Source organism: Kribbella sp. NPDC050124, from assembly GCF_044460355.1.
GTDB lineage: Bacteria > Actinomycetota > Actinomycetes > Propionibacteriales > Kribbellaceae > Kribbella.
Genome location: NZ_JBITJU010000031.1, coordinates 26,992 through 45,824, shown reverse-complemented (window position 1 = coordinate 45,824; position 18,833 = coordinate 26,992). Strand labels below are relative to the sequence as shown.

16 protein-coding genes are annotated in these 18,833 nt (G+C 68.8%); 11 read left to right on the top strand and 5 right to left on the bottom strand.

The window, feature by feature from the left end; all coding sequences use genetic code 11:
• The first annotated feature begins 2 nt into the window (after positions 1-2).
• Entirely contained in the window at positions 3-908 is a 906-nt protein-coding gene (locus ACIBL3_RS41655; protein WP_396359525.1) for a carbohydrate ABC transporter permease, read from the top strand.
• A 38-nt stretch (positions 909-946) separates the two neighbouring features.
• Here ACIBL3_RS41655 and ACIBL3_RS41650 read toward each other — a convergent pair whose 3' ends face one another.
• Positions 947-2,140 carry an RNA-guided endonuclease InsQ/TnpB family protein gene (locus ACIBL3_RS41650; RefSeq protein WP_396359524.1) on the bottom strand — a complete coding sequence of 398 codons (1,194 nt, stop codon included), beginning with the start codon at positions 2,138-2,140 and terminating at the stop codon, positions 947-949.
• A gap of 206 nt (positions 2,141-2,346) precedes the next feature.
• Between ACIBL3_RS41650 and ACIBL3_RS41645 the strand changes: the two genes are divergently transcribed.
• The 6 genes from ACIBL3_RS41645 to ligD are packed head-to-tail and all read left to right on the top strand — an operon-like array spanning position 2,347 to position 8,170.
• Positions 2,347-3,186 carry a carbohydrate ABC transporter permease gene (locus ACIBL3_RS41645; protein WP_396359523.1) on the top strand — a complete coding sequence of 280 codons (840 nt, stop codon included), beginning with the start codon at positions 2,347-2,349 and terminating at the stop codon, positions 3,184-3,186.
• A 3-nt stretch (positions 3,187-3,189) separates the two neighbouring features.
• Positions 3,190-4,281: an ABC transporter ATP-binding protein gene (locus ACIBL3_RS41640; protein ID WP_396359522.1), complete on the top strand. Its 1,092-nt coding sequence runs from the start codon at positions 3,190-3,192 to the stop codon at positions 4,279-4,281.
• 24 nt (positions 4,282-4,305) lie between these two features.
• Positions 4,306-5,232, top strand: a complete 927-nt coding sequence (locus ACIBL3_RS41635; protein WP_396359521.1) for an acetylxylan esterase — start codon at positions 4,306-4,308, stop codon at positions 5,230-5,232.
• A gap of 5 nt (positions 5,233-5,237) precedes the next feature.
• Positions 5,238-6,089, top strand: a complete 852-nt coding sequence (locus ACIBL3_RS41630) for an acetylxylan esterase (RefSeq protein ID WP_396359520.1) — start codon at positions 5,238-5,240, stop codon at positions 6,087-6,089.
• Positions 6,082-7,218, top strand: coding sequence for an aminotransferase class V-fold PLP-dependent enzyme (locus tag ACIBL3_RS41625; protein WP_396359519.1), 1,137 nt, complete (start codon positions 6,082-6,084; stop codon positions 7,216-7,218). Before ACIBL3_RS41630 ends, ACIBL3_RS41625 begins: the two co-directional genes overlap by 8 nt.
• Entirely contained in the window at positions 7,190-8,170 is a 981-nt protein-coding gene (ligD, locus tag ACIBL3_RS41620; protein WP_396359518.1) for a non-homologous end-joining DNA ligase, read from the top strand. Before ACIBL3_RS41625 ends, ligD begins: the two co-directional genes overlap by 29 nt.
• Before the next feature lie 89 nt (positions 8,171-8,259).
• Here ligD and ACIBL3_RS41615 read toward each other — a convergent pair whose 3' ends face one another.
• The 3 genes from ACIBL3_RS41615 to ACIBL3_RS41605 all read right to left on the bottom strand — a co-directional run bounded on the left by ACIBL3_RS41615 (position 8,260) and on the right by ACIBL3_RS41605 (position 12,204).
• A complete protein-coding gene (locus ACIBL3_RS41615; protein ID WP_396359517.1) occupies positions 8,260-10,155 on the bottom strand; it encodes a hypothetical protein in 1,896 nt (631 codons plus the stop codon).
• Between the two features lie 87 nt (positions 10,156-10,242).
• Positions 10,243-11,601 carry a hypothetical protein gene (locus tag ACIBL3_RS41610; protein ID WP_396359516.1) on the bottom strand — a complete coding sequence of 453 codons (1,359 nt, stop codon included), beginning with the start codon at positions 11,599-11,601 and terminating at the stop codon, positions 10,243-10,245.
• A 30-nt stretch (positions 11,602-11,631) separates the two neighbouring features.
• A complete protein-coding gene (locus ACIBL3_RS41605) occupies positions 11,632-12,204 on the bottom strand; it encodes a TetR/AcrR family transcriptional regulator (protein WP_396359515.1) in 573 nt (190 codons plus the stop codon).
• A gap of 107 nt (positions 12,205-12,311) precedes the next feature.
• Between ACIBL3_RS41605 and ACIBL3_RS41600 the strand changes: the two genes are divergently transcribed.
• Positions 12,312-13,241: an alpha/beta hydrolase gene (locus ACIBL3_RS41600; RefSeq protein ID WP_396359514.1), complete on the top strand. Its 930-nt coding sequence runs from the start codon at positions 12,312-12,314 to the stop codon at positions 13,239-13,241.
• Here the strand turns inward: ACIBL3_RS41600 and mug are convergent.
• Positions 13,234-13,734 (bottom strand): G/U mismatch-specific DNA glycosylase, encoded by a 501-nt coding sequence (gene mug, locus ACIBL3_RS41595; protein WP_396359513.1) that lies wholly within the window; start codon positions 13,732-13,734, stop codon positions 13,234-13,236. The two genes, ACIBL3_RS41600 and mug, sit on opposite strands and share 8 nt — an antisense overlap.
• Positions 13,735-13,870: 136 nt before the next feature.
• Here mug and ACIBL3_RS41590 point away from each other — a divergent pair, with 136 nt between their 5' ends.
• From ACIBL3_RS41590 to ACIBL3_RS41580, 3 genes are read left to right on the top strand one after another with little or no spacing between them, the layout of a single operon-like run.
• Complete coding sequence (locus tag ACIBL3_RS41590; RefSeq protein ID WP_396359512.1) at positions 13,871-15,148, top strand: serine hydrolase domain-containing protein; 1,278 nt, start codon at positions 13,871-13,873, stop codon at positions 15,146-15,148.
• A 45-nt stretch (positions 15,149-15,193) separates the two neighbouring features.
• A complete protein-coding gene (locus ACIBL3_RS41585; RefSeq protein ID WP_396359511.1) occupies positions 15,194-16,591 on the top strand; it encodes a sigma 54-interacting transcriptional regulator in 1,398 nt (465 codons plus the stop codon).
• Positions 16,592-16,593: 2 nt separating this feature from the next.
• Positions 16,594-18,552 (top strand): VWA domain-containing protein, encoded by a 1,959-nt coding sequence (locus ACIBL3_RS41580; RefSeq protein ID WP_396359510.1) that lies wholly within the window; start codon positions 16,594-16,596, stop codon positions 18,550-18,552.
• Positions 18,553-18,833: the final 281 nt, after the last annotated feature.

The window sequence follows — 18,833 nt, the reverse complement described above, 5'->3', positions numbered from 1 at the left end:
GGATGAGTGTCCTCGCCGAACGACGGCCGCTGGACGACAGCGCCAAGGCCTGGGCGCTGAACGCGCCGGCCATGATCGTGATCGCCCTGCTGGTCGCCTACCCGATCATCTACTCGTTCTGGGTCAGCCTGCAGCGCAACAACCTGAAACGCCCGCGGGCGAAGAAGTTCATCGGGTTCGACAACTACAAGGCGCTGCTGTCGGACCAGGCGTTCCTGTCCGCGCTCAAGGTGTCCGCACTGTTCGTCCTGGTGGTGCTCGGGCTGACCGTCGTACTCGCGCTGATCCTGGCGCTGGTGCTGAACGAGCGGTTCCGCGGCCGCGGGTTGCTGCTCAGCCTGGCCTTGTTGCCCTGGGCAATGCCGGGGGTGGTGAACGGGCTGATGTGGCGGACCATCTTCGACGCGAAGACCGGTGCGCTGAACGGGTTGCTCACCCAGCTCGGGCTGATCGACAGCTACCACGCCTGGCTGACGTCCGGGACCGGCGCGTTCCTGTTCACCGCGCTCGCCCAGGTGTGGAACACCTTGCCGTTCTCGGTCATCATTCTGCTCGCCGGATTGTCGACAATCCCATCGGAGTTGTACGACGCCGCCACCGTCGACCGGGCCGGGGCGTTCCAGCGGTTCGCCCAGGTCACGGTGCCGTGGTTGCTGCATCCACTGCTGATCGTGCTGATCCTCGAGACGATGAACGCGTTCCGGGCCTTCGACACGATCTACGTGCTGACCGGTGGCGGTCCGGGGGACGCGACCACCACCATCGCCCTGCTCGACGTGCAGACCGTGCTCACCTTCACCGACTTCGGCCTCGGCTCCGCCTACGCCTGGGTGATCACCGCGATCACACTGCTGATCTCCGTCGGCTACATCGGCCTCCTCTACCGGAAGGGAAACTTCGAGGTTTGACGTCCTCCCCGCCCTGAATGGCGAGGATTCCCACTCGGCTACGCGGAGGTAGTGAGTTGAGGTTCACGCTTCACAGACAGCGCTCCAGGCCTGTCTCGGCGCGCACTGACCGCCCGTCCGGCGGCGATGTTGACAGCGGCATTCACGTCGGCGTGGTCACTGTGCCCGCAGGACTGGCAGCGGAACGCTTGGTTCTTGCGATTTCCGGGTGCGCAATGCCCGCACAGCGAACAGGTCTGACTGGTGTACGCAGGGTTGACCCGTTCGACTCGGCCTACAGCTTTGTGCTCGAGCCGTTGCGCGAGCAAGCCCCAGCCCGCGGCCAGGATGCCTCGGTTGAGCGCGGCCTTGGCGTGTCGCTGGTTCGGCAGGTAGCCACCCTTCTTCGCGGGGTCCGGCTTCGGCCTCGGCCGTCTGGTCAACTGCGGGATGCGGAGGTCTTCGACGCGGATCATGTCGAATCGGCGGGCAAGGTCGGTGGACGTCTTCTCGACCCAGTCCTTGCGCCGATCCGCTGCTCTGGCGTGCAGTTTCGCGATGGCGGCCTTGACTCGCTGCCGACGGTTCGAGCCGCGCTGTGCTCTGGCGAGTCGCCGCTGAAGCTGCCCCAGTCGCCGGTGTTCGAACTCGGACAGTCCTGGGCAGTCGAGCAGTTCCCCGGTGGAGAGTGCGGCGGCCACGCTCAGACCGCGATCGACGCCGACGACCCGACCGGTGCCAGGCGGAGGGATCGGCTCCGGTACGACGGCGAAGGCTATGTGCCAGCGGCCCGCACTGTCCCGGGTGACTCGGTACGACCTCGCATCGGGCGGTCTGCGGGTGACGCGGAGTCGCACCCACCCGACCTTGGGGACATTTACTCTCGCCCACTTGCGACTCAATCGCTCAACACGACCTGCCTGGGGGCCAACGATCCGGAACCCCTCGCGCCGGCCTGCTTTCCGCCAGCGCGGGCGGCCGTGGCTGCCGGCGCCGAAGTTTCGCCGCGCTTGATCGAAGTCGCGCAACGCCTGCTGCTGCACGGTTTGCGACCCACCGCGCAACCAGTCGAACGCGGCGCGCGCTTCAGTCAGCTGCCGGGCTTGCTCGACGTATCCCGGTGTGGCGCCCTTGTCGCGCTTCCACATCGACCACTGCTCGAGGGCAAGATTCCACACATAGCGCGCATGCCCGCACTGCGTCAGCAGCCCAGCGGCCTGCGCCGGCGACGGATACAAGCGATATCGGGACACGGCACGTATCCAACCAGCCACCGCCGACAGTTTGGCAATCACCGTGAAGGGAGGGAGTCGGGGTTTCTGCCCAGCCGGAGGGGCGAGCGATCTTGGCGACCGGTCCGATGACGACGACCACCATCGCGACACCAAAGTCACCGACGACCCGAACGCGTTCTGTTGTGAAAGCTCCGCTCCGGTACCGGGTTCCGTGGAAGAAGATTGTGTTGTACGTGCTGGCGATCGGGTTCGCGCTGTACCTGGTGCTGCCGTTCTACTGGATTGTCGCGATGAGCTTCATGCACGAGGTGGACGCGATCTCGGTGCCGCCGCACTGGATCCCGACCAGCCCGACGCTGGAGAACTACCTCGGCTTCGTCAAGCCGACCGAGGCGCAGGCCCTGGTCGGTGGGCGGGCGATCGAGGAGACGCCGTACTCGTTGCGGAACAGCCTGATCGTGGCCACCGCGACGGCGGTGCTGAACCTCGCGCTGGCGACGTTCGCGGCGTACTCGTTCAGCCGACTGAAGTTCCGCGGCAGCCAGGTGCTGCTGGTGCTCTACCTGCTCACCCGGATGGTGCCGGGGATCGCGATCATCATCCCGTTCTACCTGCTGATGCGGTCGTTCGGGCTGCTGGACACCTACCTGGCGCTGATCCTGTCGTACACCACGTTCGCGCTGCCGATCACGATCTGGATCCTGAAGGACTTCTTCCGGTCGGTGCCGCGCGAACTGGAGGAGGCGGCCCGGGTCGACCGGTGCGGCTGGTTCCGGACCATGTGGTCGGTGTTCCTGCCGGTGGCCGCGCCCGGCCTGGTTGCCGCCGCGGTCTTCGCGTTCATGACCGCGTGGAACGAGTTCATGTTCGCGCTGTTCCTGACCAGCACCAAGGCCGCCAAGACGATCCCGGTGGTAGCGGCGAACTTCGCCACCGACTTCAACACCCAGTTCACCGTGATGGCCGCGGCCGGTGTGCTCGCGGTCGTCCCACCCCTGGTACTGGCCCTGCTCTTCCAGCGCAAGCTGGTCCAGGGCATGGCCGCCGGATCCGTGAAGGGCTGACAGATGGCAGAGGTACAACTCGAAGGCGTGACCAAGTCGTTCGGCGGCAAGGTCGCCGTGAACGACCTGAACCTGACCATCCAGGATCAGGAGTTCCTCACCCTGGTCGGCCCGTCCGGCTGCGGGAAGTCCACCACGCTGCGGATGATCTGCGGCCTGGAGCGGGCCACCGAGGGCAACATCTTCTTCGACGGCAAGCCGGTCAGCTGGCTGCCGGCGAACAAGCGGGACGTCGCGATGGTGTTCCAGAGCTACGCGCTCTACCCGCACAAGACGGTCCGGCAGAACATCGGCTTCGCGCTCAGGATGATGCGGGTGCCGAAGGCAACGATCGCCGAGCAGGTCCAGCAGGCGGCCCGCACGCTGGACATCGAGGACCTGCTGGACCGCAAGCCGCGCGAGCTGTCCGGCGGCCAGCGGCAACGGGTCGCGCTCGGGCGGGCGATCGTCCGCGACGCCGGCGCGTACCTGCTCGACGAGCCGCTGTCGAACCTGGACGCGCAGCTGCGGGTGCTGATGCGGGCCGAGATCAAGCGGCTGCACGTCGACGTCGCCCGGACCTTCATCTACGTCACGCACGACCAGGTCGAGGCGATGACGATGTCGGACCGGATCGCGGTGATGCGCGACGGCGTCGTCCAGCAGTGCGCGACCCCGGAGGAGATCTACGAGCGCCCGGCGAACCGGTTCGTCGCATCGTTCATGGGGTCGCCGCCGATGAACTTCGTCACCGGTGAGCTGGTCGATGCCGACGGCAAACGTTCGTTCCGGAGCAGCGCGATCAGCCAGGAGATCCAGTTGTACGGCGCGCTGCCGGACGACCCCGCGGTCGTCCTCGGGGTCCGGCCGGAGGACGTGTCGCTGTCGCCGGAGCCCTTGCCCGGCTATCGGCCCGGCAAGGTCTTCGTCTCCGAGCCGCTCGGGCCGGATGTGCTGGTCACGGTGCGGATCGACGGCGAGCTGATCAAGGCCCGGGTCCCGGTTCCGTTCCGGCTCGGGCACGACAGCACGGTGTACGTCGGCTTCAACCCGGAGCGACTGCACTTGTTCACCGCCTCCGACGGCGCCGCTCTGCACGCACCCCAGGCCGTGTAAGCACCCGAATCGAGAGGAATGCTCTTGAGAGACCCTCAGAACGCGACCGTCGAGGTCGAGCGGCCGGCTGATTTCGACGACTTCTGGGCGGCCGGCCTAGCGGACTGTGCGTCGTACCCGCTGGATCCTTCGCTGACCGAGATGCCGTCGCTGTCCACGGAGAAGGTGATTGTCTACGACCTGCGGTACACCAGCTACGGCGGTCTGCGGGTGGCGGGCTGGTACACCGTGCCGCGGGGCGGGTCTGCGCCGTACCCGGCCTTGATCACGATCCCCGGGTACATCTCCGAGCCGACGATCCCGAAGGAGTGGTCCGAGCTCGGGTATGCCGCGCTGGCCGTGGCGCCGCGGGGGAAGCTCCGGTCGAACAGCGTGTTCAACCCGGGGTATCCGGGGTTGCTGACGCACAACATCGTCGACCACAACACCTACGGGTATCGCGGGTTCTACCTCGACGTGGTGCGGGCGGTCGACGTGCTGCTCCGTCGTCCCGAGGTCGACGATCAGCGGATCGGCCTGCAGGGGTCGAGTCAGGGCGGTGGGCTCGGGATCTCCACGGCTGCTTTGCGATCCGAAGCGATCGCGTGCGTCGCGGCCGGGGCGCCGTACCTGTGCGGGATCATGACGGCGCCGACGCTGACCCGGTCGTACCCGTACGAGGAGATCAACGAGTACCTGCGGGTGCATCCGAAGGATGTGGACCGGGTGCGGGAGACGGTCGCGTACTACGACGGGCTGAACTTCGCGGCGCAGGTGACGGCGCCGGCGTTGCTGTATCTCGGGCTGGAGGACGACGTGTGCCCGCCGGAGACCGGGTTCGCGCTGCATCGGGCGTTGACCTGCGAGAAGACGCTGCACACGTTCCCGCACTGCGCCCACCACGCCGGGCTGCCGGGCGTGATGCGGATCGTCGAGGACTTCCTTGCCGACCACCTGAAGCCGGGACGGTGACTCTCATGGACTTCGACGGCTACTGGACTGCGGTCGACGCCGAACTGGACGCGATTCCGTCCCGTCCGGTCCTCGATCTGGTGCCGGCGCGGACGACCAAGGAGGCGACCAGTTACACCGTGCGACTCACCAGCACCGGGCCGTACCGCGTCTTCGGCCACCTCAGCATCCCGACCGGTGACGGGCCGTTCCCCGCGCTGCTGCAGACCCCGCGCTACGGGAGCGTCAACCACGTCCCGCATCCGAACGACCGGAGCCGGTACGTCGTCTTCGGCCTGATGCACCGTGGTCAGCGGCTGGCCGACGAGGGGTTCTCGGCGGCGTACCCGGGATTGTTGACGATGGGCATCGACGACCCGGCGTCATACATCTACCGCGGGATCGCGGCGGACTGTCTGCGGGCGGCCGAGTTCCTGCTGGGGCTCGCGGAGGTGGATCCGGCGCGGGTCGCGGTGAGCGGGGACGAGCTGGCGGTGCTGACGGCTGCGCGGCGGCCCGGGTTCAGCGCCGTACGGGTGGCGGAGTTGCTGTTCTACCGGGCACTCGAGGCGCGGTTGATGTCGTCGTTGTATCCGCTGGAGGAGCTGAACGATCACCTGCGCGCAGGTTCGTCGCCGGAGGTCGTCGAGCGGACGTTGTCGTACTTCGATCCGGTCCGGCACGCGTCGGCGGTCCGGGGACGCACAGTGTTGGCTGTCGACAATCCGACGTGGGCGGCGCCGCTGGCCGAGGCCTTCCCGGCGGCGACCGTCTACCAGTTGACGCATCAGGACGGGACGGACAACGACTTCCTCGATGCGTGGCTGGCGGAGTTGTCCGGCGTACCGGCGATGTCGAGGTTCGTCACGCATGGGTAATCCGCTCGGGGTGCGGCCGGTGATCAACGCGTCGGCGACGCTGACCGCGTTGGGCGGTTCGTTGATGGCGCCGCCGGCGGTGAAGGCGATGGCCGAGGCGGCCGCGCACTTCGTCGACCTGCACGAGTTGCACACCCGGGTCGGCGAGCGGCTGGCGGCGCTGACCCGGAATGAGGCTGCGTATGTGACGTCTGGTGCCGCGGCCGGGATCACGCTGACGGTAGCGGCATGTGTCGGCGAGCCTGGGCAGGCGTTCCCGGTGGACTCCGAGGTGGTGATGTTCGCGAGTCAGCGCAACGGCTACGACTACTCGGCTCGCCTCACCGGAGCGCGGATCGTGGAGATCGGTCCGTCCGCCGGCGAGTTGCGTGATGCGCTGTCCCGTCGGCCCGCGTGTGTCCTCTGGTTCGCCGGAGCTCACTACGCGACCGGGGCGTTGCCGGTCGAGCCGGTTGTCGAGGTCGCGGCGTCGTACGGCGTGCCGGTGATCGTGGATGCGGCCGCGCAGGTTCCGCCGGTGGCTTCGCTGTGGCGATTCACTGAAGAGATCGGCGCGGATGCGGTGATCTTCAGTGGGGGCAAGGGGCTGCGGGGACCACAGTCGAGTGGGCTGGTGCTCGGGCGGCGGTGGATTGTCGAGCGGTGCCGGGCGCATGCGTCGCCGTACCAGGAGATCGGGCGCGGGATGAAGGTCGGCAAGGAGGAGTTGCTGGGCCTGCTCGCGGCGGTCGAGTGGATGCTGGAACAGGATGAGGACGCGCTGCTCGAGGGATACGAGCAGATGGTCGCGCGGTGGATCGAAGGCTTGCGCGCGGTGCCCGGGGTGGAGGTCGGACGGGGATACCCGAGTGAGGCGGGGCAGCCGCACTCGCGTGCGGTTGTCCGATTGTCGACAACCTCCGGATGGACGCGGGACGGATTGGTGGCGGCGCTGTGGGACGGGGACCCGCGGATCGCGGTCGGCACGATCGGGGTCCGGGAGGACGAGATCGCGCTGAACCCGCAGACGATCGAGCCGGGCGAGGATGGTGTGGTTCTCGAGGTGCTTCTTCGGCTGCTCGGCACCGGTCGCGAGGACCCGTCGCGAGTACGCTCTGGGGATGGCGAGGAAGCCGGACGAGACGCGTGACGGGGTTGAGCTGACCAACCTGGATCAGCCGTTGTTCGACGGTGCGGACGCGACCAAGCGGGATCTGGTCGACTACCTGGACGCCGTGCACCAGCGGATCCTGCCGGAGTTGCGGGAGCGGCCGTTGTCGGTGATCCGGATCCGGCCGGGGCAGCCGGCCTTCATGCAGAAGAACGTGCCGAAGTACACGCCCGAGTGGGTGAAGACGGTCTCGGTCTGGGCGGAGGCGTCCAAGCGGCAGGTGTCGTACGCGTTGTGCGACGACCGGCGGACGCTGCTGTGGTTCGCCAACCAGCGGGCGGTCGAGTACCACCCGACGCTGATGCGTGCCGAGCGCTGGGATCGGGCGACGCATCTCGTGCTGGACCTGGATCCGCCGGAGGGGGAGACGTTCGCGATGGCCGTTCAGGCGGCGTTCCTGGTCCGGCAGGCGCTGACCGACTCCGGGCTGGCCGGGGCGGTCAAGACGAGCGGGGCCAAGGGGGTGCACGTCTTCGTGCCGATCGACGAGTCGGTGTCGATCGAGGACGCGGCGGCCGCGACCCGGGCGATCGCCGCGCGGGCCGAGCGGGTCGACCCGGAGGTCGCGACGACGGCGTACATCAAGGAGGACCGGCACGGGAAGGTGTTCGTCGACTCGACCCGGTCGGGCGGTGCGACGGTGGTCGCGGCCTACAGCCCACGGGTCAGGCCTGGTACGCCGGTGTCGTTCCCGGTCGGCTGGGACGACCTCGACCGGGTCACGCCGCGAGACTTCACCGTCCGCACCGCACCAGACCTGCTGGGCGACGCCGACCGCTGGGCCGACCAGCTCCCCGCACCCCAAACCCTCCCCGAAGACCTACTCGAGGAAGGCCGCGCCATCCCCGTCGCCCGAGTAGCCGCAATGCACGAAGGCAAACGCCGCAAACGCGCGAAGGAAGCCGCCGAAAACCAGACGAGCGAGCGCTAGCGTCGGCGTCGGCGTCGGCGAGATGTTGGAGGGTTTTCCTGCGCATACGGGGTAAAACCCGCCAGGGTCTGCTGCAAAACCCTCCACGGTCAGTGCTCGGGGGCGGTGGTCAGGGTGAGGGCCTGGTGGCGGACGGCAGGGGCCGGGTGGTTGCGGAGGGCAATCAAGAGGATGCGCCACTCGGTTGGCCAGCCGGTGCGGGGGCCAGCGGCGCGCAGGAGGGCGTGGGCCAGGAGGCCTGAGGCCGCGTCCGGCGGCTGGTCGTCGGCGGACCGACCGTCGGCGGGCGTCACCAGGGACTCGGCTGTGGGGAGGAGTTCCTGCGGGGTCCAGGTTGGTTCGGTGGTGGAGAGGCGGTGGTAAAGGAGGTCGGCTGCTGACAATGCGGCGATTGGATTGTTGACAATCGTGCGCTGTAGGGCTGCGAGTTCCTGGGGGAGTTGGTCGGGCTGCAGGGAGGTGATCTGCAGTTGCAGGTAGAGGTGGAGGAAGTCGGGGTCGGTCAGCTCGGCGGCGACCTGCTTGAGGTGTTGGCGGACGGCGGCCGAACGGTTGGCCAGGTGCGTTGTCAGCTGGTTGACCAGCCGGGTGAGGCGTTGGCGGGCTGGGTGGTCCCGGTCGGGGGTTGCGTCGGGGAGATCGGGAGCGGCTTCCAGCCTTACGAGGAGGCGGACGGCGTCGAGCAGTTCATCGAGGCCGTCTGACGGGTTCGTGGCGACGATGGACACCAGCGACGCAAGGGCATCGCTCCAGATCCGGCTGCGGATGGAGAGGTCACTGATGAAATCCGCGCACACCCGAGCGGCCGCACTGTTGTACCCCGCCCACTGCCGCAACGCGAGCAGTGCAGGCCCGACGACATCCGGCTCGCTCCTGGTCGTCACCGCGATCAACAGATCCGCATACCGCGCCCGATAGACCAGCGGTACGTCGTACGCCCGCCGCTCAGTCAGCACCACCGCCGTAGCCGCGGAGTCATGCACCGCCTGCTCCAGCACAGCCCAAGCGGCCGGGTCATACAGCAGGTACTGCGACATCGTGCTGGCGATGGCGGCCCGCACGTCCCGATGAGCAGGCGCCCAAGCCTCAGTCAGTACGGCGCCCGCGCCTGGTGCACGCAGCTCGCCCAGCAGTCGCACCGCCGCCTTCCGCGACGTGATCTTCGCGCCGGACCCCACGAGCACGGGCTGCAGCAGGCCAGGCAACAGACTCGGCCGCACGTACCGTGCAGCCCGCGCCGCTGCGTACACAGCAACCCGAGCGCGGTCGTCACCCGCATGCGAGAGCAGCACCGGCAGCGCAAGGTCAGGCCGAGCGGACCAGGCCAGCCCCGCGAGCGCAGCCTCCTGCAACAGCACCTCGTCACTGCCGAGGAACTCGTCCAGAGCAGCCCCCGGCACCCGACCGAGCGACCGCACCGCCAGCGCCCGGTACCACTCATGCATCCGGGCGTCCCGAGCCGCCTCGACGAGCAGTTCGCCGTACCGGGCCTGCTGGCGCGGCAACCACGTGCGCAGCGCATAGTCAGGCACCTGCCACGACGTGCTGCTGCGATCGAAGCGCCGGATACGGTCTGCAGCAGCGAGCACTGGGTCGAGCAGGTCGGTGTAAATCTCAGTGACGAGCCACCACACCGGGTGGAAGCGAGCCAACGTGACGTCGCGGTCAATGATCTGCCGGAGCCGCTTGGACCGGGTCCGCAGCGGATCGAGCCAGTACCTGCAGGCCAGGTCGGCAGTGGACTCGTTGTCCGACCAGACCGCCTGCTCCAGCACCCCATGCAAATGCTCCAGCGACCAACCACGCTTACCCAACGCCGCGGCCACCGTGAACGCAAGCATGTACTCGTCCCGCTTCGCAGCGGCCTCGATCGCCGGCCGCAAAGCGTCGTACACGGCCGTCTCCCGGCCGCGCGGCAGATTGTCGACCAACCGGTCCAGATCGATCCGCCCGCGGTTCTCGGTCAGCCGGGCATGACCCTGCAAGCCCCAGTCCAGCAAGGCGGACCGGTTGCCGAGGGCACCTTGTACGGCGGCATGCTCGGCCAGACTGGTGAGCGCGCGCCGGGTCGCCTACGACGTGTCGCGCGCGTTCAGCGCGTCGGTGAGCAGCGTCTCCAGTGGGCCCGTCAGCGGATCCGTGAGCAGTGTCGGCGGCACGTCCGCAGCGGCCTGCAGGAGACTGCAACGCACGGGGTCCTTGTCGTTCCGAACCCGGCCCGCAGCCCAGCCAAGCGCCCGTACGACGAGCTCAGGATCCCGCGAGTGGCCAGCCGACCGGACAATCGACCGATACACCGCCGACCGCACACCCGCATCCGGAGCGCGGACCTCGGGCTCGAGCAGGGCGAACGCTTCCTCGTAGGGCAGATAACTACTGATGCCACGACGCAGCGAGTCGTCCTCGCGGATGGCCGGCAGCTCCAGCATCCGGCGCGCCTGGTCGACGCGCACCCGATGCGGCAGCACCTGGAGCAGATCGTCGCCGAGCACAGCCTGCCCGAGCTCCACGTCCTTCGTGACCGCTTCGAAGATCGTCGTACGACGGGACGGCGCCAGGTCGGCCAGCAACCCGGCCAGGTCCGGCCAGACCAGTCGGCCGAGCGCAGCCAGCTCGTCATCCGAGTAGCGGTGCAACCGCCGACGGAACCCGGGAGTGAGCGCCCGCCGGACGACGCCCTGCCGATCCGGCGCAAGCAGCAGAGCGAGCACAGCGGCCGGGTCATGGTCGGCAAGGCGCCCGAGGATGTCGAGTACGGCGACCGGCAGCTCATGCGCCGGGATTGCCCGCTTGATCAGTGCCAGCACCGCATCCGGGTCGTGCTTCAGTGCCGCGGTGACGCCGTGCCCGACCGCGTCCCACCACTCGTCCCGGTCCTCACCAGCAGGCAACGTGCGTTCCGCGAACGCGAGCACCTCGTCGGGATGCCGCCTGGCCAGACCACGCCAACCGGCCGGTGTCACGCAATACGCCAGCTCGGGCAGCAAACGTGCCGCGGTCGCAGGCGAGGTGGCTTCCAGCAGCCCGACCGCGGCCACGTCACCCCACCGAGCCCGGTGCTCGTCGATCAGCCGATTGGCGAGGTGCTCTCGACGCGTGCGCCGCACCAGAGCCACCAACCGCGACCGCAGTGCCGCGGGTGCGTCGTCGTACAGGATCCGGAGGTCGTCGTCCGACACCGGCACACCACGCCAGACCGCCGCCAGTGCGCGGGACTGCACGGCCGGCTCGGGGGCGCGGAGCATTCGGGTGACGTACGGCGTGTCCCGCACGACCTCAGCGATCTGGATGCCGACCACCCGCTCGAACGCGTCACCCCGACCCAGCTCGTCGAGCAGACCGCTCAGCTCCCGCGCCCGGTCCGCGACATACCGCACCCGCTGCCCGTACGAGAGCCCGTCGATCGACTGCAGTAGGTCACTCGCACGCATGCGCCCAATCCTGCCGAGCGCGGGTGTCAATCAGCGCGGCAGGGTGGCGTCGAGGAGGAGTACGGCGGCCTCGCGGGCCCGACTGGCGGGGTCGGGGGAGCCGGAGATGGCGGAGCGGGTGATGGCGCCCTCGCTGAGCAGTATGAGGTGGTCGGCGAGGCGCTCCGGGTCGGGGGCGTCGGCCGCTTTCGATAGCTGGGTCAGGGCCCGGCGGAAGCCCTCCTTGTGCTCGAGAGCGAGCTCCGCGACTCGGGGTGAGACCGTGCCGAGCTCACCGAAGGAGTTGATGAACGCGCAGCCGCGGTAGTCCCGCTGCCGGAACCACTCGTCCAGGAAGTCGAACACGGCCAGGATCCGGTCCCGTGGATCGGTCGCCGCGTCGACGTGCTGGGCGAGCATCGACTTCCACAGCGCGTCGCGGCGGTCCAGGTAGGCCTCGATCAGGGCGTCCTTGGACGGAAAGAGCTGGTAGAGCCGTTTCAGCGAGACCCCAGACGCGGTCCGGATCGCGTCCATCCCGACCGCTTGTACGCCGCGCTCGTAGAACAACTCGTCCGCCGCGTCCAGCACCTGCTGCTGCGCGGTCGCCGTGTCGATCGCCATCCACCAACCTCCGAGTGATCCGCGCCACCTTGCGCGGAGAACCATCGTTCTCCTAGAGTACATGACATCGCGGAGAACGCCCGTTCTCCACTCTGAAGGAGACCAAGATGACCGTGCTCGAACCCGCTGCCCAGGCCTTCGCCGACGCGACCGCCAAGCCCCCGTTCCTGTTCCAGGTCGCGCCCGAGGAAGGCCGCAAGCTGGTCGACGAGGTGCAGACCACCGACTACCCGAAGCTCGAGGTCGACGAGGAGTGGGTGACCGCGGCCGACGGCACCAAGGCCCGGATCGTCAGGCCCGAGGGCGCGACCGGCATGCTGCCCGTCATCCTCTACATCCACGGCGCCGGCTGGGTGTTCGGCAACGCCCACACCCACGACCGCCTGGTCCGCGAGCTCGCCGTCGGCGCCGGCGCGGCCGTCGTCTTCCCGGAGTACGACCTGTCGCCCGAGGTCCGCTACCCGCACGCGCTCGAGCAGAACTACGCGGTCGCGCGCTGGATCCTCGCCTCCGGCAAGGAGCACGGCCTGGACCCGAGCCGGCTCGCGATCGCGGGCGACTCGGTCGGCGGCAACATGACCGCCGCGGTCACGCTGCTGGCCAAGGAACGTGGCGACGTGAAGTTCGTCCAGCAGGTGCTGTTCTACCCGGTGACCGACGCGTCGTTCGACACCGACTCCTACAAGCAGTTCGCCGAGGGCTACTTCCTGATGCGCGAGGGCATGCAGTGGTTCTGGGACCAGTACACGACCGATGAGCAGGAGCGGAACCAGATCACCGCGTCCCCGCTGCGCGCCAGCACCGAGCAGTTGACCGGCCTGCCGCCGGCGCTGGTGATCACCGGTGAGGCCGACGTGCTGCGCGACGAGGGTGAGGCGTACGCCGCCAAGCTGCTCGAGGCCGGTGTCCCGACGACCGCCGTACGGTTCGCCGCGATCATCCACGACTTCGTCATGCTGGACGCGCTCCGCGACACCTACGCCGCCAACGCGGCCATCAACCTGGCGATCTCCACCCTGCGTACGGCGCTCAACTGACCCGCTCGAGCTCCGCGAAGGCGGCCGCGAGCTTGGGCAGCGTGTAGTGAGCGTTCAGGCCACTCGGGTTCGGCAGGATCCACACCCGGGTGTCGCCGATCAGGCGGTCCTGCTTGCCGATCTTCGCCGTACGCTCGCCGAAGGCGTCCCGGTACGCCGTGACTCCGACGACGGCAAGCCACTCCGGCTGGTGGCGGAGGACCTTGGCGACCAGGTTCTCCCCGCCGGCGACGTACTCCGCGCGGGTCAACTCGTCGGCCCGCGCGGACGGACGGTCGACGACGTTCGTGATCCCGAGCCGGTGGGTCAGCAGCGCACCCTGCTCGGCGGGCGCGAGCTGCCAAGGCGTGAACCCGCTCAGGTGCAGCGCCGGCCAGAACCTGTTGCCGGGCCGGGCGAAATGGTGCCCGGTCTCCGCAGACATCAGGCCGGGATTGATGCCGCAGAACAGCACCCGCAAGCTGTCGTCGATCAGATCCGGGAGAGGTTGCACGGGGGCACGGTACCGAAGGACGGGAGGTAGTGGGCCTACGGGCCGGGGCGGACGCCTCGGACACGCTCGGCCACGGCACGACAGGCGGAGTACCTCCTGTCGATCGGGCCGACTCCGGCTGACGTAGGTTGGCCGCATGGCTGACTGGGCTGGGCGGTTGCGGGAGTTGGCGGAGGCGGCAGAGGTTCCCGGGGCGGTGCTCGGGATCTGGCACGACGGTGAGACGACGATCGCGCCGTACGGCGTGCTGAACGCGGCGACCGGGGTCGAGACGACCGCGGACTCGGTGTTCCAGATCGGGTCGGTCAGCAAGCCGTGGACCGCGACGATGATCGTCCAGCTGGCCGCCGAGGACCGGCTGTCGCTGGACGACCAGGTGGTCAAGCTGTTGCCTGAGGCACCGATCGACCCGCGGGTCACGGTCCGGCACCTGCTCACCCACACCAGCGGGATCGACGGCGACGTCTTCACCGACACCGGCCGCGGTGACGACTGCCTGGCGAAGTACGTCGACCTGCTCCGCGACGTGGACAGCCTGTTCGAGCCCGGTACGGCGTACTCCTACTGCAACGCCGGATTCGTGCTGCTCGGCCGGATCATCGAGGTCCTCGACGGCCGGACCTGGGACGAGTCGCTCACAGCCCGCCTGATCGAACCACTCGGGCTGACACACACGGTCACGCTGCCGGAGGAGGCGATCCTGCACCGGGCGGCCCTCGGGCACCTCCTGACCGACGGGTCACCGGTCAAAACGTGGCAGCTTCCGCGCAGCATCGGACCGGCCGGGCTGATCACGCAGAGTGCGGGCGACCTGCTCGAGTTCGCCCGGATGCATCTGACCGACGACCGGTACACCGCGATGCACGAGCCGCAGGTCCCGTTCGCGAGGGGCATCGGCGGGTTCAGCAACCTCGGTCTGGCCTGGCGGATCTACGACTGGGACGGTCGCACGTTGTTCGGCCACGACGGTTCGACGATCTCCCAGCTCGCGTTCCTGCGAATCGACCCCGCGGCCCGGCTCGTGATGTGCCTGTTGACCAACTCCGGCAACGGCACGAGCCTGTTCGAGCCGCTCGCGACCGAGGTCTTCAGCCAGTACACCGGCGTCGCTCACCCGGAGCCGCCGCAGCCGATCGACGAACCGATCGACGATCGCCACGTCGGTCGGTTCGAACGCGCCAGCGTCCGGCTGGATGTCGTACGGCGGGAGAACCAGCTGGTGATGATCTACCAGGCCACGGGGGACCGGCTGATGTTCGCCGAGGATCCGGTGCACGAGTACGAACTGCGACCGACGGAGCCCGCCGACGGCGACCACTTCGTCACCCGGGAGTCCCCAACCCATCCCTGGGTCCCCGTCACCTTCACCCCCACGCACGTCTTCACCTCGGGGCGAGTCACGCCCAGGCGCTGAGATAAACGGGGTGCGATTTGGGGTGACCGAGCTAACGTCATCAGGGTGACTAGTGCACCTGCTGAACTTCCCCGTCAGGCCGGTGACCTCCGGGCCGCCGGGTATCTCCCACGGTCGATCAAGGCCGAACTCCGTGACAATCTGCTGAAGGAACTCCGGGCCGGACGTGACCCCTGGCCCGGGATCGTCGGATTCACCCGGACGGTGATTCCGCAACTCGAACGCGCCCTGCTCGCCGGGCATGACGTCGTACTGCTGGGTGAGCGTGGCCAGGGCAAGACCCGGCTGCTGCGCACCCTGGTGGGCCTGCTGGACGAGTGGACCCCGGTGATCGAGGGGGCGGAGCTGCCCGAGCACCCGCTCGACCCGATCACGCCGGAGTCGAAGCGACGGGCCGCCGAGCTCGGGGCCGCGCTTCCGGTCGCGTGGCTGCATCGCGACCTCAGGTACGCGGAGAAGCTGGCCACGCCGGACACCTCGGTCGGTGACCTGATCGGCGACGTGGATCCGGTGAAGGTGGCCGAGGGACGCAGCCTCGGTGATCCGGAGACCATCCATTACGGCCTGGTCCCGCGGTCGCACCGCGGGATCGTCGCGATCAACGAGCTGCCGGACCTGGCCGAGCGGATCCAGGTCGCGCTGCTGAACGTGATGGAGGAGCGCGACATCCAGGTCCGTGGGTACACGCTGCGGCTGCCGCTCGACGTGTTGCTGGTGGCAACGGCCAACCCGGAGGACTACACCAACCGGGGCCGGATCATCACCCCGCTGAAGGACCGGTTCGGGGCCGAGGTCCGGACCCACTACCCGCTCGACATCGACGCCGAGGTGGACGTGATCCGGCAGGAGGCCGAGTTCACCGCCGAGGTCGGCGAGCCGCTGCTGGAGGTGCTGGCCCGGTTCGTCCGGCACCTGCGGGAGTCGAACGCGATCGACCAGCGGTCGGGTGTGTCCGCCCGGTTCGCGGTGGCCGCGGCCGAGACGATCGCCGCGGCCGCGTTGCGCCGTAGTGCGATCACCGGTGAGGAGCCGGCGGTCGCGCGTCCGGTCGACCTCGAGGCAGTGCCCGCCGTACTGCGGGGCAAGCTCGAGTTCGAGCCCGGTGAGGAAGGACGCGAGATCGAGCTACTCGAGTACCTGCTGCGTCGCTCGGTGGCCGACACAGCGCGGGAGCGGTTCGCCGGTCTCGACCTCAGTCCGCTGGCCCACGCTGTTGCCGACGGCAACTTAGTGACGACGGGTGAACGGGTGCCGGGCCGGGACGTGCTCGCGGCGTTGCCCGAGCTACCAGTGCTGCACGACGTCGCCGCCCGCGCCGGCGTGGACCCGGACGAGTCGCCCGGCCGGATCGCGGCCGCGGTCGAGCTCGCCCTGGAGGCGCTGTACCTGTCGAAACGGCTGGCCAAAGACGCCGACAACGACACCACGGTGTACGGGGCCTGATCGTGACCGCGTCGATTCCAGAGGGCTGGTCGTACGGGCCGTGGCATGACGGCCCGGATCCGCTCGCCGCGCCGGTGGACCTGCGCGACGCGCTGGACGAGATCGGCCGCGACGTGATGAACGGCTCGTCGCCGCGGTCCGCGCTGGAGGAGATGCTCCGGCGCGGCACCCGGAGCACGCAGGGCCTGGACGACCTCACCCGCCGGTTGTGGGAGCGCCGCCGCGAGATCCAGCGGCGGCACAACCTCGACGGCATGTTGCGCGACGTCCAGCGGTTGCTCGACGAGGCGCTCGAGGCCGAGCGGCGGGAGCTGTTCCCGAACCCGTCCGACGACGCCCGATTCAAGGAGGCCGAGCTCGACGCGCTTCCCTCCGGTACGGCGGCCGCCGTACGGGAGCTCGCCACCTACGAGTGGGAGTCGTCGGAGGCGCGGCAGAAGTACGAGCAGATCCGGGAGTTGCTCGGCAAGGAGCTGCTCGGGTCGCGGTTCGAGGGCATGAAGGAGGCGCTGCAGCAGACCACGCCCGAGGACGTTGCCCGGATCAACGAGATGCTGACCGACCTGAACGCCTTGCTCGCCGCGCACGCGCAGGGCCGGCCGGACGTCCCGCAGCTGTTCGACGAGTTCATGGCCAAGCACGGCGAGTTCTTCCCGGAGAATCCGCGGAACGTCGACGAGCTGATCGACGTACTCGCGCAGCGGGCGGCCGCGGCCCAGCGGATGCTCAACTCGATGACGCCCGAGCAGCGGGCCGAGTTGATGGAGCTGTCGCAGCAGGCGTTCGGCAGTCCGCAGCTCGCTCAGCAGTTGGCGCAGCTGGATTCCCAGCTGCAGGCGCTGCGGCCGGGGGAGGACTGGAGCGGTTCGAACCAGATGAGTGGTGACGATCCACTCGGGCTCGCCGAGGGTGCGCGGGCGATGTCGGATCTGGCCGAGCTGGACGCGTTGGCCGAGCAGCTCGCGCAGTCCTACCCGGGTGCGCGGCTGGAGGACATCGACCTGGAGGCGCTCACCCGGCAGCTCGGCGACGAGGCGACGGTGGACGCGCGACGGTTGACCGAGCTCGAGCGGCAGCTCCGCGACCAGGGGTTGCTGGAGCGGGCGCCGGACGGGTCGTTGCGGTTGTCGCCGAAGGCCTTGCGGCAACTCGGTCAGACGGCGTTGGCCGACGTACTGCGGACTGCTCGGGGCTCAGGTGAACGGGACGCGGCGAACGCCGGTGCAGCCGGTGAGCTGAGCGGGTCGAGTCGGCCGTGGGAGTTCGGGGACACCCAGCCGTGGGACGTGCCGCGGACGGTGCGGAACGCCGTACTGCGGACTGCCTCACGGAGTGGCTCGGTCAAGCTCGATGTGTCGGACGTGGAGATCGCCGAGACCGAGCACCGGGCCCGGGCCGCGGTGGCGTTGCTGGTGGACACCTCCTGGTCGATGGTGCAGGAGGGCCGTTGGCTGCCGATGAAGCGGACGGCGCTCGCGCTGCACCAACTCATCTCGACCCGGTACCGCAACGACGCGCTCCAGCTCATCACCTTCGGCCGGTACGCCGGAGTCGTCGAGCTACCGCAGTTGATCGGGATGGAAGGCACCTGGGAGCAGGGGACGAACGCGCACCACGCCCTGCTGCTGGCCGGCCGTCACCTGCGTCGGCACCCGGACGCGCAGCCGGTCGTGCTGATGGTGACCGACGGCGAGCCGACCGCCCACCTCGAGCCGGACGGCACGGCCGAGTTCTCCTACCCACCCGAGCCGGCCACCCTGCGCAAGACGATCTTCGAGGTCGACCGACTCGCGAAGCTCGGCGCCTCCCTGACCGTCTTCCGCCTCGGCGAAGACCCCCGCCTCAACGCCTTCGTCGACCTCATGGCCCGCCGCAGCGGCGGCCGCGTCCTCGCCCCCGACCTCGACGGCCTAGGTGCCGCCGTAGTCGGCGACTACCTGCGAACCCGCCGGAAACTCTAGGCTCGGACACCTTCTCGGGACCGCGGACATCTGATCAGATGTCCGCGGTCCCGTCTTCTTGATCGAGCTCCTGCGATTCCTCGCCAAACACGCCGGCTGTCTCGCGTTGTCAATAGGGGAAGGGTTTTCCGGCCTTCGACCTGTGGGCAGGGTCACGTCGACATCGTGAGACCAGTGTTCAACTGGACTGGTTTTTGGGCTTACTCTGAAAACACGCCCCCGCCGCCGGAGTCGATGGGCCAGCGGGTCATCTCCCCGCGCCTGAAACGCCACCTGAAACC

Bases quoted from the DNA above. Each gene is read 5' to 3' on its own strand.
- ACIBL3_RS41655 (WP_396359525.1), top strand. From the start codon at position 3: ATGAGTGTCCTCGCCGAACGACGGCCGCTGGACGACAGCGCCAAGGCC.
- ACIBL3_RS41640 (WP_396359522.1), top strand. From the start codon at position 3,190: ATGGCAGAGGTACAACTCGAAGGCGTGACCAAGTCGTTCGGCGGCAAG.
- ACIBL3_RS41630 (WP_396359520.1), top strand. From the start codon at position 5,238: ATGGACTTCGACGGCTACTGGACTGCGGTCGACGCCGAACTGGACGCG.
- ACIBL3_RS41625 (WP_396359519.1), top strand. From the start codon at position 6,082: ATGGGTAATCCGCTCGGGGTGCGGCCGGTGATCAACGCGTCGGCGACG.
- ligD (WP_396359518.1), top strand. From the start codon at position 7,190: ATGGCGAGGAAGCCGGACGAGACGCGTGACGGGGTTGAGCTGACCAAC.
- ACIBL3_RS41610 (WP_396359516.1), bottom strand. From the start codon at position 11,601: ATGCGTGCGAGTGACCTACTGCAGTCGATCGACGGGCTCTCGTACGGG.
- ACIBL3_RS41605 (WP_396359515.1), bottom strand. From the start codon at position 12,204: ATGGCGATCGACACGGCGACCGCGCAGCAGCAGGTGCTGGACGCGGCG.
- ACIBL3_RS41600 (WP_396359514.1), top strand. From the start codon at position 12,312: ATGACCGTGCTCGAACCCGCTGCCCAGGCCTTCGCCGACGCGACCGCC.
- ACIBL3_RS41590 (WP_396359512.1), top strand. From the start codon at position 13,871: ATGGCTGACTGGGCTGGGCGGTTGCGGGAGTTGGCGGAGGCGGCAGAG.